A 17,010-nucleotide genomic window follows, 5' to 3' on the forward strand; every position below is an offset into this window, starting at 1 on the left:
ATCGAAGGTATATTTAGATTCTATGTACGCTGGGCGGCTATGAGGACAACTTTACTAAAAACAATTCTCAACAACCACATTTATACCGAGGGAGATTTAGACTCTATGTACGCTGAGCGGCTATGGAGTCAACAAACGACGAAGAGACTCAACGAAAGAGCCTGTCGACGCGCGAGTCGCAGGCACTGTCACGGCTCGCAAGCGAGAACCGGCAGGTCATCAGTATTAGTGACATCGCGGACGCGCTTGACATTCCGCGGAAGTCGGCCAAGGACATGGCGTATGCGCTTAAGGAGAAAGGGTGGCTTGAGCGGATCGCGCACGGGAAATATCTAATTCTCCCGCTCGCTGCCGGTGAGAACGCCGTGTATACCGAACACGAGTTCGTGATCGCGTCAGCACTCGTAGAGCCGATGTACATCGGGTACTGGAGTGCGTTGAATCACCACGGGCTGACCGAGCAGATGTCCCGCACGGTGTATGTCGTGACGACAGAGCGCGCCCAGGAGCGTGAAATCCACGGTGTCCCGTACCGTCCGGTGACGGTCACTGAGCAGAAGTTCTTCGGGTATCAACCGACTGCGGTCGGGTCGAGCCAGGTGAATATATCGAGTATCGAAAAGACGCTGGTCGATTGCGCCGACCATCCGGAGTTTTGCGGGGGTATCAGCGAGCTTGCGAAGGCAATGCAGAACGCTGTCGATACTCGCTGTTCGTGGGAACGCGTCGTCGAGTACCTGCGGCGGGTTGGGAACGGTGCCGCAACGAAGCGACTCGTGTATCTCGCCGACCAGTTGGACATCGACCTTCCGGAGTATCAGGACCTCGTCGAGAACTTCACGACCGGGTACCCGCTGCTCGACCCGACGAGAGAAGCGACGGGGACCCGGGACAGCAAGTACCAACTCCGTCTGAACGTCGGTCCCGAATCGTTCCTCCCTGGTGACTTCTCATGATCTCCGAAGCGCAACTCCGACGGCTGGCCAGAGAGCTGGATGTTCGACTTGGCTACGCGGAGAAGAACTACGTCAATTCGTGGATTCTGTGGGCGATCTACACGAGTCCCTACGGTGACAACCTGCTGTTCAAGGGTGGCACTGCGCTCAGCAAGTTGTACTTCCCGGAGACGTGGCGCTACTCGGAAGACCTTGATTTCGGTGTCGAGGGAGGGTATCACGGGAGCGAAGCGGAGTTGCAAAGCACATTGGAAGACGCGACCAGAGCCTCCGGTATCGACTTCGAGGTGACCAAACACCGTGAACTGCAGAAAGAAGCGTATCCGACGCACTACGTTGATATCGATATCCAGTACGACGCTGTGCTCGGTCACAAGAACACGACGAGTCTGGACGTGATGATCGATGAACACGTGGCGTTCGCTTCGGTAAACCATCGCCACAGCTACGAGAATGTCCCCGAATTCGAGTTGACCGCGTACAGCTTGGAGGAAATCTTCGCGGAGAAGTTACGAGCGCTCTATCAGCGGTCACAGGCGCGTGACTACTACGACCTGTATCGGATGCTTACGGAGGCTGACGTTGATGACTCGGTTATTCTTCCTGCATTCACGCGGAAGTGTGAACACGACGGCCTGGACATCGACCTTCGGGACGGGCTTCCCGGAGAGAAACGGGGAGAGATCCGTGACGGCTGGCAGAACACGCTTCCCGATTTGGTTGCAGACCTCCCCGAGTTCGGCCCCGTGTATGACACACTCGAAGACTACGTCGATTCGCTGGTAAACGAGCAGTAACGCTAGTTCTGGGGGTGGGCGATGACAGGATCGAGTGCCCGGGTGCGTTCGCTTTCGGTCACATCGTACCGCTCTTCTATGCTATTGCGCCGGTGTCTTCGGCGATAACCGTTCCAGCTTCACAGACAGAGCATTGGTCGTCGACGAGTTCATCAATAGTCTTGACCGCATTCGACCGGCACCCCGGACACGCTTTTTCATGTTGTTTGGTTTACTCGCGGATTGTGCCAAGGTATTCGGCGATGTACACGGTCAAATTAGCGCCAGAGATTGGGTGTTCGGCACGGTACGTTAGATGGTGAGGGGTCACTTCGAGCAACACGGTGTTGGTCGCTGGAACGAGAGATGCGATCTCTCGAAGGCGGTCAATTGTGATTGTGAGTTCTGAAGAAGACGGTTGGGTGCTGCAGATCTGCTCGATGGGCTGTGTGTACGCGAATGCGTCGTTAATGGCGTTGCCCTCCGCGGAGAATTCGACGTGATGTGTCTCGTGGTTGAATCGTACCCGTAAGCTGGTGCCGAGGAGGTTTGCAGCGTCAACAGCTCGGGTGAGGACGCTATTTTGAAGCGAAAAGGTTGTTCGTAACTCTGCAGAGATACTGTCGAACACGCGGTGGGCGGTGTATTTCGTGATTGGTGTACGTCGATAGGTGAGGCCAGTTGACTGGAGCGTGAATGTTGAGTCAGGTGTCTCGGCCGGGGTTCGAATGGTAACTTCCGCGTCAGGGCTAGCGTTCAAGAATTTTTCGACGTGTTCAAATCGCAACCAGTAGTCACCGGTGACATCAGCAACGGGGAACTCTGGAGTCGATATCGGGAGTGAGTAATCTAAGTATGCCACGTGGTCCTCTGACCGGGCACGCAACCGGATCGTATCGGAGGTAATGTCGAGCCGGCACTCGCCGTCTTTCCGAACGGCTAACGCGAGGCGAGTGATTTGCTGGAGGGTGTTGAAGGCGATTCGAATGGGCATTAGTAGTGGTGCCGATGGTAGGTGAGTGCGTCGGGGAGCGCTGGTCCGTCGAGGGCCAGGTTGTGGAGAACTTCCAGCAATTCATTCTGCGTGGTGTCGAATTCGAGCCCGTGCTTCGGTGACGGGACGGTGTTCACGATCTTGTAGAGATTGTAGAACAGCACGGATATATGGAAGTAGAAGGCTTTCCGCGGTGGTTTATCGGTGTCAGTAGCGACATCGAACCGGTTTTTCGCCATGCTGAACAGGATCTCTATTTTCGCACGCTGATTATACTGGAAATTGATATCCGTGATCAGCTCCTCTTCGTCATCCTTGTCTTCGGGGATCGAGATGTCAGTGTAGAACGCTCGAATGGGTGCAGGTGAGTCCGCTTCCGGATCGGCTCCCGAGTATCCAATTAGCTTGACTGGCGGATGCAAGTCGTTATATCCGGCACTCGGTAGAACTGTCGTTCGCCCAGGATCCAGTTCTGTGCGAAGACGTCCGTAATCGGACCGTTGGCCGCGCGGGTGACTGTCGTCTTGTGCGCAGATCACCCAGTGTCCCGGAACAAATGCCTGGCAGGCTTCGATGTCTTCTCGGCCGTCGAACCCGCGGTCAGCCATGAAGAGTTTCACATCGACCATCGACTTTAGATTCCGGAGGAAGTTCTTCAGTACACGAGCCCGTTGGGCTTCTGACTTGAGGAGTCGTAACCCGAAGGCAAATTCGAGATCTGGGTCCGTGAAGGAGAGGGAGGCAAACCGCCAGCGGCCATCCTCCGTGAGAAAGGTCCCGTCGTACGCGTTCAAGCCGAGGCTCTGGATGTCTGTGAGATCATACGAAACCATCACCGGTTTTGACACCACTCCAGATTCGATGACGTACTCAAGGAGCGCCTGATTGATATCGTCGAACATCTCTTCGATTTCCCACAGCGTCAACTCGTCAATGTGCTCGCGGAGGGTTGAGCCACCGAATGCGTCGGTGAGATCGAAGGTATGCTGAGCAGTCTGCATGTAGTTCTCAATGCTTTCTCCGTGATGTGCGGCATAGGCGAATACGCCGATCAGACTCCGGAGCTGCCGTGACTTATTCGTACTGCGCTGGAAACTCAGGTTCTGAACGACGGTTTGTAAGAGTGCTTCGACGAGATTGTAGAGTGCTAACTGCCTCGCTCCGGGCGAGAAATCAGTCGCTGCGGGCCCCGCATCGTAGGATAGCTCGTACTGTTCTCTCACTGTCTCCGGGATCGGGATTCCGTTCCAGAACAGCGCATGAACCGCGATGAAACACGCCTCACGCAGCGCCTCGAACTGGTCGCTCTCTTTCAATTTCTTCGCCGTTTTCGTGTACGTTGACCCTCCGCGGGCAGGATGTAGCCCAAACTGCTTGAGTTCGGTAGTTGAGTACTGCGATACGTGCGTCGCTAAATCATCGAACGAGGCGAAACCGCGGGCGATCCGAATCACCAATGCACGTAGCTTGTACAGGTCAGCCTGAAGCCCATCCAGTCCAACGATCTGCAGCGCGAGTTCGGTAACCTCACAGATCGCTTCATCGAAAATGGCGTCCACGGAGCCGTTCGCATTAGAGGCATCACCGTAGGAGTCTAACCCGTTTTCCTGCGCCATCGCTACGAGCAGTGGTTCCCGTAATTCAATCGTTCGCCGACCGCCAGCCGGGTGCGAAATGAAGACGTCGTCTGTGGCGTCAGAATTGAATGATTTAAACTCGTCTACGCGTTCCTGCTTCGAATATCGTGTTTCACTAGCGAATGCATCTTGATGTGTGGCCATTGCCCGTCTAGTCCTAATTATCTGCTCCAGCGACGGATAAACCCTCGTCGGCAGGAACGCTATGGTCCTCTCCGATAATCCCCTTAGTGCGTCCGCGTGATTCCGCAGAAAGAGTAGAATACCGCGTAGAGGGCCTGTAGATCCACCCCTCACCTGCTTAAATCGGGGGTGGTATTATTTGAAAGTGGACGATTCAGCAGTTACAAAGCTTGTAACGCAGCTTTCCGATTAATCCCATCTTGCGTGAGAAACGATTCGATCACAGTCGTGAAGTAAGCGAGGAGGACTGGCTGTGAGTTACTGCTCGGGGGGTGAATCGCGCGCGTAAACACCGGGAGTCTCTCCACGTCCTGGCATTACTAAGAAATCATTGAGGGTGCTGGAAGGCTGCCTTTGGTGGGGCAGATAGTCGTCCTACATGAGAAACTGATGAAGACCACATTGCGGATGTTCCTGCCGTTTATTGATTCTCAAGATTCCAATGAGAATGGCCCGCTGGTGTCCGCTCTGAGTGGACAGTTGGGGTTCCGATTACTCCGGTTTTCGCTAACGGTTCAGTCCCCCGAAGACCCTTTCTTTGCCCCGAATACCGGGTTTCGGGCTGAACAGCGGTCGTCGTTGAGTGAGCGGGCACGAGGTTTTAAAAGTGGATACAGGTTACCCCGGATTACAGGATGATAACTATGAAGCTGAGAACTCGTAGGGAATCAAGTACAGGTAACGTCCTCTCCGCAGGTGAGTCCCGATGACACGCCATATCGACACGTTCATCGATGATTCAGGAAACGCCGATCAGCTGCGGCGAGCAAAGGTTAATCGAACCGGTGAGCAAGGTGCTGTCGGGGTTCCAACCTTCCTGACCGCCGAAGAGCTTGAACAACAAGGCATAGATCCGGAAGAGACGGACGAAGTAGTGCTTCGGGTTGAGGACAGATTCTTACTTCTGGATCACGCCGATCCCGACGAATAACGCTCACCGCTCAGCCCACCTTCGACGAAGCCGCTTGATCGATAAGAGATTGAGTAGCTTCCCGAGAAGACTGTCGGTGGGTTCTTCTGTCACGTCCCATCCTTCACCACGGAGATACGAGGCGATTCCGGGTCGGTGATTTCCACCACAGGAGATGAGAATTGATTCGTACCCGTTTGCTTCTGCGATTTGTACGACTTCACGCGCCATCGCTTCATCTCGATCATACATCACTCGGCCTTCAATGAGGAGAAAGTACGCGAGCGCCCACACAAATCCGAAACACAAGAGCGTGAGCACGACACCAGCGAAAGTCAGTTCTTGGAGCAGGCCAGGTGCGACTCGGGACAGCACCCACTCGGCAGGCTGGGCAATGAACCCAAGCATGAGCCCGGCGAACAGTGGTGAGAGGAGGAAGAGTCCGCCCCGTTGCCATCGGGACACCATTTCGTAGGTTTCGTAGACAGCCGCGTCGATCCGGTCGTGGACTGGGAGCCCCTGCTGCTTCGCTTGTTGTTTGAACTCGTCGCTGGAGCGGTACAGTCGGCTATACGTCGCACCATAGACAATGTGCCCGATAGCGAATAAGGCGTACAGTGAGTCGATGTCCCGTTCGAAGTGGTCCTTATCGTGGCCCTCACGGAAGACCGCCTCGTACTCTGATAGGTCCAGGTCAAGTAGAGCCTGTTTGTCCTTCTTCGATGAGTGGGTTTCACCCTTGACCAGCGCCTCCGGCATGACTCACGATTGCATTTCTACGAACCACACATGAATAAATTCGTATTTTTGCAACTAAGAGAGGGCACTGTGGAGCCCACCGACGGAGTCAGACGCAGAGCCGTCCCATCCACGACGGGATGGTAGGTGCGTAGAGACAGAAGCGGATGATGTCGGGGTCGTCTGGTTTGAAATCTTCAGGATAGTCTCCACCGCGTTTACCGAGGAATACGATAGCATCGAGGTCGCCTCTTGTGAAGCGGGCTTCGTACGACCAGTAGAATCCGTTCTCGATGCCGTCGTTCGACCCGTGGAACTCGAAGGAGCCGTGCATGTTGTGGTCGAGTCAGAATTCGTCAGCGACGGTCTGCTCGTCGGGTGTGCCGATCCCGAGTCCTCGATTGAGCAGCTTCTGTGGATCTGCGTCCTCACGGAACGAGACATAGTCGTCCCACGAGTCGAAGCCGTGTTCTTCGGCCTCCGCTCGTTTTTCCTCAGCAGTTTTCTCCCGCAGATCCCGTTCCTTTCGAAGAAGCTGTCCTGACGCAGTCAAGTTGAACGTCCGCATGAAGGGATGGCCGATCTCCTTCGTCTGCCAATCGATTTCGGCTGGGCTTCGATCTCGTGGAAATTTCGGGAGTTCAACACCGTCCTCCACGACCAGCGTATCGTATACCACCATTAGGATGGCATAGCATTTCCTGCCACATATACACCGTCCAGAAGTCACACAGCCTGAGCGTCCATCCGTACCTCCCATTTAAGTGGGCTACACCCTCGACTTATATACTTTACTGCGTTTGTCGACGTATGACCGTCGACGAGTCTACCGATCCTCCGACGTTGAACGAGGAGACACCACCGCTTGATGCGGTCGTTGCTGTGGAATGGTGGCACAGGTTCAAAGACGACGGGGAACCGGAACTCGATACTCATCATGGCTTCCACGATGCTGAGCACGTTGTCGATGGTACCCCTCCAGCAGTTCAGGATGGCGAGTTCGTGACTGCATCCGGTGGACGTGTCACCGCTGACAGCCAACCCGAAGATATGCGGGAGTCGCGGTATCTCTATATCACACACCGGGAAGCGCTTACGCGTGATATTACACCGTGCGTCGAATGCTTCCCCAGGTACGCCACCGAGCGGCGACTCGATAAGGCAGGAGAAGAAGACGGAATCCTTACTGAAGCGGGCGTGGAGGGAGCAGTGTTTCCGGTGTGGATCCGACCCGACAAGGAGTCCGGATGGGATCTCGACTCGGTCCATGACTCATACACGTCACTCCTCTACCGGACGTACGCAATACGAGAACACGCAGGATCGGTCGGGGAGCGGCTCCGGTACTCATTGCGGCCGATCCGGAGATGTGAGTACACGTCGTTCGAGGAAGCTGCTACAGTTGAACCGTCGATAGCGCACGTCTCCACTCTCAGGACGATTCAACCGGAGGAGCTTCCCGAGGTCAGGGACCGTCTCGGTGACGAGCCACTCTTGACCCCAGTTGAGCACGAGCATCGATTCACGGACACAGGAGAGAAACGTGCTCCTCTAGTACACCGCGCGGAAACCTCGCCATGTGGTTATGAGCGCGAGACGCGGCTCGGGCTGTTAGACGACGTTGACAATGACCTCCAGGAAGAGCTGGATGTAGAGCGACAAACAGTTGCCGACGTCATAGAACGCGGGAACGTTGTCGAGTTCTGCGAATCATGTTTCCCTGAATTCGCTGGATGGGACGCGGAATCCGATAACTAAGGCTTTGCCACTGTCGATTTCCGCAGGAGTTGGTATGCTCGGAACGTTAAGACCTGGTACCACGTTGTGGGGAGTGGTTCATGACTTATCCTCGAACCCACGTTGATCACCGCGATGCCGACCACCACGAGGCAATCCATCCAACCCGGAATATCGGCAATGCACATGTTGTCGCCGGTGAGTTCCTCACATCACGGTATCATGAGGCGCTTCAGACAGTTCTCCACCCGCTGGGTGAGTCTCTCGACACACACGATCTGCATGCGCTCAACGACCTCGGGATCGTTCACGCTAACGGCAGTCTCAACGAACTATCTCCTATCGTCCAGACCTACGTCAAGCCTCGTGCCAGGAGCCAAACTTCATCTCGCGGGTAGTTCGCGCTAATCGATATCTCGTTGTCGGTCAGGGTTACTTCGGGACTTGCTTGACTCGGAACGTGACGAGCACGTATTCTCAGCACGGGTTGCACATGATCCGTTCGCCGTACCGGACGGGGTACTCACGGTCGATCTGGGATCGGTACTCTGGGCATCGGAGGCGGACGACGGGTGTCCCGTCGTCATTGTTGGTGTCAGCGATGATTTTGCGGAGCATGCGCTGTCGACGGCTACTGGCTTCAACGCTCGGATAGTTACTGAGTCGGTGACCACACCGAGTGTCCAATGTAAATCCCGAGATTATATATGTCTAAAGCCGTCTCTTCTTGTTGCCGTTCAACTCGACAAGCGCGGTCGAAGTATTCTCACTACGTTCGGTGGTGTCACAGAGAACGGACAGGTGCTTGCCCGACAAAATATTCGCGCTAGCGGCGTTTTCGGCGACCCGGTCTGTGCCGTCGGGATGTTCAACGGGAAAGAGTCCGCGCTCTTCTTCAGATTACTGGAATAAATCTTATGCTACCTCGAAATCGAACTCATGACAGTAAAGTCAGTAACCGTTTTTCCAAGTAACTCGTCTTCAGTCTGGTCGCAAAGGTCTCACGCTGTAGAATTCCTTTTCGGCAAGTACCGTTTGAGGATAATACGGTGAGTAGCACTTCCGCAGATCGAGTTACCCTGTTTTGGATTGTGGACACTGGTACGACATAAATACGGCCATAGAAAATTACTCATAGATATAACGATATCTCATAAATTTATTGCCCATAGGTTTGGGTTCCATGGTATGCGTTAAACCATATCGTATATACCTATGCAGGTGATGATTCAAAGTATGACATTGCCCTCGAAACTCTCAACGGCGGTACGTCAGCCAGACCGGATTCCCTCTTACATTAAACATCGCGCGATTTATGACTTATATACATTTTACCAACGAAAAATAAGATCAAAGGACGGAATTGAAGTTCTGAAAGAAGATTGGGATAATCTTATTATTCTCGATGCTTGTCGGTACGACCTATACTTAAGGAGAAATAACTTCTCAGGAAAATGCCGGGCAGTAATTTCTAAAGGATCAAATACGATAGAATTTATTCAAAATAACTTTTTAGATAATAAATATTTTGATACTGTATATGTGACGGCAAACCCACACGTTGATAGGTATGTGAGTGGTAATTTTCATTCTGTTATCAGCCCTTGGCGAACTCACTGGAATGAACATTATCATACTGTGATGCCAGATGTTATGGCAGATGTTACTGCCGAGACGGCAAATAAATACTCAGAAAAAAGAATAATTTCGCATTTCATTCAACCACATAGGCCATTCATCGGAGAAATAGGTGAAAGAATTGAGGAGTACGAAAGTGTTGATGGACACCGTGAGATGGCGTTAGGGGAAGATCCGGACTGGAAAGGGGAAAACCCCTACAATAGGAGGAAACGTGGTGAAATATCTGAAACAATAATACGAGAAGCCTATGAGGAGAATCTTAAATTAGCTCTTGACTCTATTACACGTCTTGTGTCCGGATTAAAAGGTCGAACAGTAATCACAGCAGACCACGGAAATCTCTTCTCAGACCGTTTCCCTCCGTTGCCTGATAAAGGCTTCCCACATCCTAGGGGAATTTTTCTTCGAGATCTTGTTAAAGTACCATGGCACGTTCTTCCATCGGAACAACGTCGGACAATAACAGCTGCTCCACCGAGAGGGGATACTGAAGATAATATTGAGGACGAAGGCGTGAAGGACAAACTTAATCACCTCGGATATTTATAACTAGTCCCTTGGCGTCACGTATGAGACTACAAGCAGGATAGATCGAGCTCTGAAAGAAAATGGTTTCAACGGGAAAGATAACGAATTTAGCGTTGGTATCCTCAACGTCGAAGGTATTGACCAAGTCAGTACTCCCGGAAAATGCATCCTCGCCAATGGGGGATTTAGCGTGTGTATCTGGGCCGCGTACAGAAATAACTACTCCTGGGAAAGCTTTTACGAAATGCAGAATACTGAGTGTAAGTATTCTTAGACCTTAATTAAGGAAATGACGTCATGATTCACGATAAGATTATTAACCATAACTCAAACACGATCCACTTGCCGATCTCGAAGTCGACTTTTCCCAGACCGGCCTGGAAACTACGAAGGGTAAAGAGACGGGGTAACGAAGCCGTTCACATCAATCACGGGCTAGGAGAAGTGAAAAACTCGTCGCTAACGAGACGGTGTTGACGGCCCCTACCGACCCAGTCTGGATCGAAATTGAATTGGGTCATAGTAGAATGAGGTAGATGAATCCTATACGATTACCTCGGACTTATAAAAGATATGATTTTCAAGTAATAACAGCGGTAGATTTTTTTGTGTCTCTGTAGTCCTACTCACCCAGATCAAAATATGGATGGGGATCCCGAAAAACAGGTCGTTGTATTTCACAATGTTGTTTCTCCCTATCGCTTACCCCTCTTCTCTAGCTTAGCTGAAAAAACAGACTTAAAGGTGTTGTTTGCTAAGCGAAATGAACAAGGCAGAAAGTGGGATACCTCCATTGAAAGTCATAATACGGAGTTCAAATATGAGTTTCTCCCGGGCTTTCAAATAGGACCCTTAACTGTCAACTATTCACTCCCGGTTAAATTACTTCAAGAAAAATCCGATGTGTATATTGTCAGTGATACTCGACAAATGCTCCTCTCCATGTTGATAATCTCGTTCTATTCCCTCGTCTCCGAAACAGATATTTATTACTGGACTGGTTGGTTAGATTCAGACTACTCTAGTGAGACTCATCAAGAGCATATCCTCATGAAACTATTCGTTCGAATATATCGAAAGTTCAAAGATTATATACAAACATTTTCTTATATATTTGCTGATGGCTTCATCGCGTATTCGCCCGAGAGCGTGGAGTATCTTAAAGCTAGAGGGGCTGATACGCAAAATACGTTCGTCGGTGGACAGGTAATGCCAATCGAAACATTACCGGATTCATATGAGTCAGATAAGAATAACGATGATGGACTAACAGTACTGTATCTGGGATATCTAAATAATAGAAAGGGTGTAGAGTATTTACTTAATGCATGGGGAAGATTAAAGCGAAATAATGACTCTCCGGCTATCGCACAAGCTACTCTCATGATTGCAGGATCAGGTCCAATTGAGGAGTCTCTGCATGTTCAGGCAGAAAATATCCCTGATGTGTCCTTCCTTGGTTACGTTAGTGGCAACGAAAAAGCTAGGTGTTACAAACAAGCAGACTTGTTTGTGTTACCAACTAAACATGATCCTTGGGGTTTAGTTGTGAATGAGGCGATGCATTTTGGTCTTCCAATAATAGTTACAGAGGCAGCTGGATCTAAACATCTTATTCAAAAAGAAAATAACGGAATAATAATAGAACCGAGGAACTCCTCTGATCTTCATCAGGCTATACAACAACTTCTTTTAGACGAAAAAGAGCGAGAGAAATTAGCTAGCCAATCAAACAACAATAGCTCTGCCTCTGATGTAGAAACAGGAATTCAACCCTTTATGAAAGCCATCAAGGGTGACAACCCTAGTGGAGACCTACTAATGTAGATTACCGTAAAACCCATCACTTACTACAATATTACAGATGAATTATGAATATATTAGTCTGGTGATATTACCTATAGCGGCTTTCGCTGTATTAGTAGGTTTAGCAGTTGTTGTTATAGTAGACAACATGGTAACGGCTATAAAAGGGACCTATGCACTAATTGGGATTCTCATTGCAATCTCTCTTCAATATCTTTCTTCGAGAGAACCCGCGTTTTCTGAAACAACACAACCAATTAAATTTGGCTACCTTACTCTCATTCTTGCTCTATCATCGGTACCACTGACTGTAATTACTAACTCCCGGCTCCCAGCACTCCTAACTATCGTACCCCTCTGCTACCTTTGTATCTGGCTTCAAATTAACAAAATCTCACCAATGTTTCTAATTACTCAACTGGTCGCAGTCTACTTTATCTCCCCAGTGACGAAGGTACTCACCACCGGTTTGTACTTCGAAAATGGCGATGTGTTCAAGCACGTCCACCATACAAATGAGTTAATCGCCAGTGGGCACCTCTGGGCACTTGGTCGGTACAGCGACTACCCCGGCTACCACCTTCTCACGGGAACCATTTCGCTCTTAACTGGATTCTCTCCTTATCATTCAATGGTGGTTCTCCAATTGGTATTGTTCACCGTTTTAATCCCCATCGTGTATTTCATTGCCCTCACAGTCTTTGAGGAATCCCGGCGCGCTCTCCTGACAGCTTTTGCACTTACGATGATATACACCGTCTCACGGTACAGTAGCATTTACTTTCCCCAGTCGATCGCGGTCTTATTCTTAACCGCTCTACTTTACTTGGCATTCGTAATGAAGCGACGAGGAGACGAAACTTGGCGCTCGTGGAGTATCTTGGTAACGTTAGTTGGGGTAGCAACGATTATGACCCACCACCTTACAAGTTTTATTTTTCTTCCAGTAATCGCAGCAGTCTTAATCGGCCGATATTGCCTTCGGTATCTGGATAAAACCATTCGGGTAGGGCCCGAAACATTTCCGCTTGTAGCGTTCGGATTCGGCACAGTCGTATATTGGGTGTATGAACAAAACTTCATATCAGAACTAATATATCATACATCTGAGGTTTTTCAACCGACCGCAACAAGTACTGAATGGCGGACCGTTGTCACTCTCGGAAAGTCCCTAACGCCGTTGGGCTGGCGGGTCGCACTTCGAAGCCTTGTTAGCCCTGAAGGGATCTACTTTGCTCTTTTAGTCGCTGTGGTTGCTCTTGGCATTGTTCTCATACTACGTTCTCCGTCTGTTTATTTTCGGGCGGGGCACCTCGTCGTCGTCGGTATTCTCACGTCTCCTCTTCTACTTCGTACGCCGATCGCGCCAGATGTCTCTCGAATACGGTTCCCATTGGCCATTTTTTTCGCGTTTATCGTCGGTCCAGGTTTAGAATGGCTTTGGAGAACAGAATTTGACAGTCAAATGCTACGCGTGATTCCGGCAATACTAGTCATTACTCTGGGTATGACCGGTGTACTAGTAGCCAGTCACGATCTGTACGCCTTCAATGCTGGTCCTGATCTCTACGAACTCCGACCCCTCCCCGAACCGGAGAAGGAACTTTCGCGGACTGAAGTACAGGAGCTTCAAGTAACAAGTGATTTCGTACGTAACTACGGCAATGGAGCTAGCACCCTATCGATGACGGGCAGGGCGTTGAAAATGCTCGAAGTGTCGTTTGAGGAGGCATCTGTAAGCGAACGTGGATTTAGGACGTCTCAGGAACTCTTCGTCTACCGTGAAGCATGGACTGACCATCGCGTCTCGTTTACCAGAGGTAATCGGATCGGCACCGTAGTGATTTCTGATGCTTGGTTTGATCGCATGGTCGCCACTGAAAACAAGGTCTATACAACCGGCGATACTGGCATACTCTGGACGCGGAGTGGAGGTAACCTTGGAACGTCTACTCCGGCCTCCAGCGTTCGAGGGTTTGATGTTCGGTTTAACCAAAGGGAAAATACTGGGATTTAACCGCGCTGGCTCACTGCTGGCAACTTTTCCAGGGATTCAACGACCTCTTCCCAGTCGAGAGCCCTCGTTTTGAGAGCGAGTCCGGAGTACACTATGAGGCCAAAAGGGGGAACGATTACGAGCGAGAGCAGCTCTGAGGAAATGAGTATCGTCGTTCCATAAATGAGAAATCCGCTCAGCGACGCTGTCAGCGCGACTCGCCCGAATCGAATGTTTGCCACCGGATCGAATCCGAGGTTCCATGCCGTATAGACTTGGCATATCAACATCAAACTATATCCGATTGTTGTAGCAGTTGCCGCACCGATTATTTCGAATTCGGGGACGAGAAGTAGGTTCAGTCCTCCATTGATGACGGCTGCGACACCGGTCGCATAGACGAGTGGGCGTAGGTTACCTTTCGCTTGTCCGATAGCGATAATGGGGCGGACGACAGCGAAACAGACAGTTCCAGGAATAAGCAATAACAGCGGTGTTACAGCGTTGTCGAACTCGGAGCCGAAATAGAGAGAGACGAACGGTTCAGCCAAGGCAGCGATACCAATAGCGAGGAGCAGCGTGAACAAAAGCGTGTATCTAGTGCCGCGAGCGGAAAGCAACGTAATTCGACTGGTTTCTCCTTGCGACCAGAGCCGAGAGGCTGACTGGAGGAAGACCATCTGAACCGCCATCGGAGCAAACCAGAGAAGTTCGGTAACGACCAGCGCAGCCTTATAATATCCCGTAGCACTGCTTCCAACGTTTGCCTGTATTACTAAAATGTCTACCTGAAAAAGAGACAACATGAGGAAGTTGAGTAAGATACCGTATGTGTTGAATGATAAGAACTGCTTCCGAGGGAGGTAATCTGGGGACGGCTCGACAATCGTTCGAAGGGAAATACGACCTGCAACGAGCATGAATCCGACGAACGAGACGATGACCACTCCGAGTACCTCCCCGGTAAAGACGCCGACTAGTCCGAAACCAGAGAACGCGAGAGTGAGACCAACTGCACCGGAAACGAGATTTCGAAGAACCCGAAGTGACTCAGAGTAGGACTCCAATTTGAAACCCATAAGTGTCGCTCTGACGACGCTAAATGATTGCTCCCCAAGAATCAAGAGGGCAATGAAGAGGACGTATACCGGGGATCGGCTACCAAACACTTTTTCTACTAACCCGGATACGACTGCAATTATCAAGAGCAACGCAATCGTGATACTCCATACTGCTGCAAGTTTAAAATAGAAGCCGAACACCTGAGAGCGCCAGTCGTGTTTGTCGTGAGACTCAGAGATATGCTTCCGAAGTCCGTCGAAGATACCCGCTTCAACAAAGACAAAGAGAAACGAGAATATGGACATTACGAACGCATAGTCGCCGTACTTCGAACTCCCGAGGATTCGTACAAGTATAGGGGTTACGCTCATCCCAATGATAAGTTCGCCGACCCGACCGAAGAAGACAGAAAGAAAACTCCGTAGGAGGCCCTTAGTCATCGCCCCTGTCGAAATATCGGGTCTGTGTTGGTGGTTTTTCTACGGTCACATTGATGAACAGATGGGCTTCCCGATACGCATTTGCCATCGTGGGGTTGCTCGGCGGGTCACCTTTGTACAATAAAAATGTGAGACGGAGTTCCTGACCGACCATCGACGGTTGAACCTCGTGGCTAATTAACTGCGTGTCGTCCGGAGTCACGGACACGGAAAATTTAGAAAGTTTCCGTTCCTGTAGAATAGCGATGCCACCACTGTAGACGTGGAGCCGTTGAAGTTTAACCACCACAGTGTAAGTGGTTTCTACACTCTCATTGTTCCCGATACCGATGACTATTGAACGGTTCTCGTTTTGCACGTACTCCGTAGGGTAATCAGTACCCCTCAATTCACCATTGTCATCCTCAGTAAGGAGATAGAACTCGGTCGATGGTGCCATATCATTGGACGTGGTACCGTACACACTCCCGGCCGCAATGAGGGCTGTTATAACAAGTAGAAAATTCAATATAGTAGTAATCCGTGAACCTGTCCGAAACCCGGTCGTTCTGCGCTGGAGCCATTCATTAATGGGGCTCTGATACCGTCTGTCGACTGGTAACCGGTGTCTCCGGACGATAGCTATAAGCGATACTCCGATGGTGAACCCGGTCAGCAACAGTACTATTGGGTCGACTCGGAACCCGTACGGCGTGAGCGCCACAATAGCAGTGAGAAGCACGACGATAGTCGCACTCCCGATTATAGAAAATACGAGTCGTTCCGCATTGGTGATTCCCTCACCCAGGATCGTTCGTTCCGTCCCCGAGCCATTCTCTACCACTTGCATTTGGTGAGGAAATAGGGCCGAGACGAACGCATATCCTGGGAGGAAGAGGGTGAGTAGAACTCCGAGAGGGACCTGCAGTACTGCAGGTGTCGAGTCAAAGAATAGAACAGAGATAATAGTTGCTACTGCAAGTATCCCCCCTATCAGCAAGTCCACCGAGGACTTTCGTGATATATCGTCCCTTCCTCTTCCGGGCCTCATTATGAGATGGTTGACGAACAAACACTTAAAGGATACGGAGCAGGAGTTCCGTGAGCGACTACGAACCGGGGTCTTATAACCAAAAGTAGTTCATAGCCCCCGTTCTATTAGCACCGCCATCATGTAAAATAGTTCTAATTTCTAATCGTTCCATCTATCTTGTAGACGATCCCGTAACTATTCGCTCTTTTTACCGAACTTGCTGTCCCTCCACTACCACAAATTTTGGCAATAAAATAGATATTATAATCTACGAACATATTAGTTTACTAACTATTATGCCTCTTCAAGACCTGTTTCTGAACTCTCTTTGGATTCCGTGTCTTCGTTACCAGCCTTGAAACGACGTAGACAACAGCGTGTCGCTCTTGATGAGAATATCACCCTTACGAAATGAAGCCAACGTCCTTCAGTATCGGTTCTCGCGTACGGATTAGGGGTCTCCATTTAATGCGCGTGCAACCAAGTTGCTGGATCATTTTGATTGGCATATTCGGGGTGGAACTTCGTAACGTCAAATTTGTGAGCTATATGAAACCGAAGTACACGAGGTGCGAATCATAGTCTAGGAGTCTG

General features: G+C 50.6%; 14 protein-coding genes. 7 read left to right on the forward strand and 7 right to left on the reverse strand.

Annotated features, from left to right (window positions below; all coding sequences use genetic code 11):
- Positions 1–122: 122 nt before the first annotated feature.
- On the forward strand, positions 123–956 hold the full coding sequence (locus DVR07_RS05455; RefSeq protein ID WP_115795737.1) for a type IV toxin-antitoxin system AbiEi family antitoxin domain-containing protein: 834 nt from the start codon (positions 123–125) through the stop codon (positions 954–956).
- Positions 953–1,753, forward strand: coding sequence for a nucleotidyl transferase AbiEii/AbiGii toxin family protein (locus DVR07_RS05460; protein WP_115795738.1), 801 nt, complete (start codon positions 953–955; stop codon positions 1,751–1,753). The genes DVR07_RS05455 and DVR07_RS05460 overlap by 4 nt, the downstream gene beginning before the upstream one ends.
- Before the next feature lie 211 nt (positions 1,754–1,964).
- On the opposite strand, the gene DVR07_RS05465 is transcribed toward DVR07_RS05460, so the two are convergent.
- Together DVR07_RS05465 and DVR07_RS05470 are read right to left on the reverse strand one after the other, a co-directional pair.
- Positions 1,965–2,726, reverse strand: a complete 762-nt coding sequence (locus DVR07_RS05465; RefSeq protein WP_115795739.1) for a DNA polymerase — start codon at positions 2,724–2,726, stop codon at positions 1,965–1,967.
- Positions 2,726–4,342, reverse strand: coding sequence for a hypothetical protein (locus tag DVR07_RS05470; RefSeq protein ID WP_205254486.1), 1,617 nt, complete (start codon positions 4,340–4,342; stop codon positions 2,726–2,728). The genes DVR07_RS05465 and DVR07_RS05470 overlap by 1 nt, the downstream gene beginning before the upstream one ends.
- Positions 4,343–5,252: 910 nt before the next feature.
- On the opposite strand from DVR07_RS05470, the gene DVR07_RS05475 reads away from it, so the two are divergent.
- Positions 5,253–5,477: a hypothetical protein gene (locus DVR07_RS05475; protein ID WP_115795741.1), complete on the forward strand. Its 225-nt coding sequence runs from the start codon at positions 5,253–5,255 to the stop codon at positions 5,475–5,477.
- 3 nt (positions 5,478–5,480) lie between these two features.
- Here the strand turns inward: DVR07_RS05475 and DVR07_RS05480 are convergent, their stop codons facing one another.
- The 3 genes from DVR07_RS05480 to DVR07_RS05485 all read right to left on the reverse strand — a co-directional run bounded on the left by DVR07_RS05480 (position 5,481) and on the right by DVR07_RS05485 (position 6,876).
- Positions 5,481–6,215, reverse strand: coding sequence for a hypothetical protein (locus DVR07_RS05480; protein ID WP_115795742.1), 735 nt, complete (start codon positions 6,213–6,215; stop codon positions 5,481–5,483).
- Positions 6,216–6,303: 88 nt separating this feature from the next.
- Entirely contained in the window at positions 6,304–6,528 is a 225-nt protein-coding gene (locus DVR07_RS22005) for a hypothetical protein (RefSeq protein WP_205254487.1), read from the reverse strand.
- A 12-nt stretch (positions 6,529–6,540) separates the two neighbouring features.
- On the reverse strand, positions 6,541–6,876 hold the full coding sequence (locus DVR07_RS05485) for a hypothetical protein (protein ID WP_205254488.1): 336 nt from the start codon (positions 6,874–6,876) through the stop codon (positions 6,541–6,543).
- Between the two features lie 128 nt (positions 6,877–7,004).
- On the opposite strand from DVR07_RS05485, the gene DVR07_RS05490 reads away from it, so the two are divergent.
- The 4 genes from DVR07_RS05490 to DVR07_RS21370 all read left to right on the forward strand — a co-directional run bounded on the left by DVR07_RS05490 (position 7,005) and on the right by DVR07_RS21370 (position 13,923).
- The gene (locus DVR07_RS05490) at positions 7,005–7,952 is read left to right on the forward strand and encodes a hypothetical protein (protein WP_115795743.1); all 948 of its coding nucleotides are present in this window, start codon (positions 7,005–7,007) and stop codon (positions 7,950–7,952) included.
- Positions 7,953–9,167: 1,215 nt separating this feature from the next.
- Positions 9,168–10,121, forward strand: a complete 954-nt coding sequence (locus DVR07_RS21365; protein ID WP_162829433.1) for a hypothetical protein — start codon at positions 9,168–9,170, stop codon at positions 10,119–10,121.
- Between the two features lie 621 nt (positions 10,122–10,742).
- The gene (locus DVR07_RS05500) at positions 10,743–11,927 is read left to right on the forward strand and encodes a glycosyltransferase family 4 protein (protein ID WP_115795744.1); all 1,185 of its coding nucleotides are present in this window, start codon (positions 10,743–10,745) and stop codon (positions 11,925–11,927) included.
- A gap of 61 nt (positions 11,928–11,988) precedes the next feature.
- Entirely contained in the window at positions 11,989–13,923 is a 1,935-nt protein-coding gene (locus DVR07_RS21370) for a hypothetical protein (protein ID WP_162829434.1), read from the forward strand.
- Here DVR07_RS21370 and DVR07_RS05505 read toward each other — a convergent pair.
- Entirely contained in the window at positions 13,920–15,404 is a 1,485-nt protein-coding gene (locus DVR07_RS05505; RefSeq protein ID WP_115795745.1) for a flippase, read from the reverse strand. The genes DVR07_RS21370 and DVR07_RS05505 overlap by 4 nt on opposite strands.
- Entirely contained in the window at positions 15,397–16,434 is a 1,038-nt protein-coding gene (locus DVR07_RS05510; protein ID WP_115795746.1) for a DUF1616 domain-containing protein, read from the reverse strand. Before DVR07_RS05510 ends, DVR07_RS05505 begins: the two co-directional genes overlap by 8 nt.
- Positions 16,435–17,010: the final 576 nt, after the last annotated feature.

This window comes from Halorussus rarus, from assembly GCF_003369835.1.
In the GTDB taxonomy this organism is placed as follows: Archaea; Halobacteriota; Halobacteria; order Halobacteriales; family Haladaptataceae; genus Halorussus; species Halorussus rarus.

Excerpts from the sequence above, each read along its gene's own strand:
- DVR07_RS05485 (WP_205254488.1), bottom strand. The coding sequence starts at position 6,876 with ATGGTGGTATACGATACGCTGGTCGTGGAGGACGGTGTTGAACTCCCG.
- DVR07_RS05465 (WP_115795739.1), bottom strand. The coding sequence starts at position 2,726 with ATGCCCATTCGAATCGCCTTCAACACCCTCCAGCAAATCACTCGCCTC.
- DVR07_RS05455 (WP_115795737.1), top strand. The coding sequence starts at position 123 with ATGGAGTCAACAAACGACGAAGAGACTCAACGAAAGAGCCTGTCGACG.
- DVR07_RS05505 (WP_115795745.1), bottom strand. The coding sequence starts at position 15,404 with ATGACTAAGGGCCTCCTACGGAGTTTTCTTTCTGTCTTCTTCGGTCGG.
- DVR07_RS05510 (WP_115795746.1), bottom strand. The coding sequence starts at position 16,434 with ATGAGGCCCGGAAGAGGAAGGGACGATATATCACGAAAGTCCTCGGTG.
- DVR07_RS22005 (WP_205254487.1), bottom strand. The coding sequence starts at position 6,528 with ATGCACGGCTCCTTCGAGTTCCACGGGTCGAACGACGGCATCGAGAAC.
- DVR07_RS05460 (WP_115795738.1), top strand. The coding sequence starts at position 953 with ATGATCTCCGAAGCGCAACTCCGACGGCTGGCCAGAGAGCTGGATGTT.
- DVR07_RS05470 (WP_205254486.1), bottom strand. The coding sequence starts at position 4,342 with ATGGCGCAGGAAAACGGGTTAGACTCCTACGGTGATGCCTCTAATGCG.
- DVR07_RS05475 (WP_115795741.1), top strand. The coding sequence starts at position 5,253 with ATGACACGCCATATCGACACGTTCATCGATGATTCAGGAAACGCCGAT.
- DVR07_RS05480 (WP_115795742.1), bottom strand. The coding sequence starts at position 6,215 with ATGCCGGAGGCGCTGGTCAAGGGTGAAACCCACTCATCGAAGAAGGAC.
- DVR07_RS21365 (WP_162829433.1), top strand. The coding sequence starts at position 9,168 with ATGACATTGCCCTCGAAACTCTCAACGGCGGTACGTCAGCCAGACCGG.
- DVR07_RS05500 (WP_115795744.1), top strand. The coding sequence starts at position 10,743 with ATGGATGGGGATCCCGAAAAACAGGTCGTTGTATTTCACAATGTTGTT.
- DVR07_RS05490 (WP_115795743.1), top strand. The coding sequence starts at position 7,005 with ATGACCGTCGACGAGTCTACCGATCCTCCGACGTTGAACGAGGAGACA.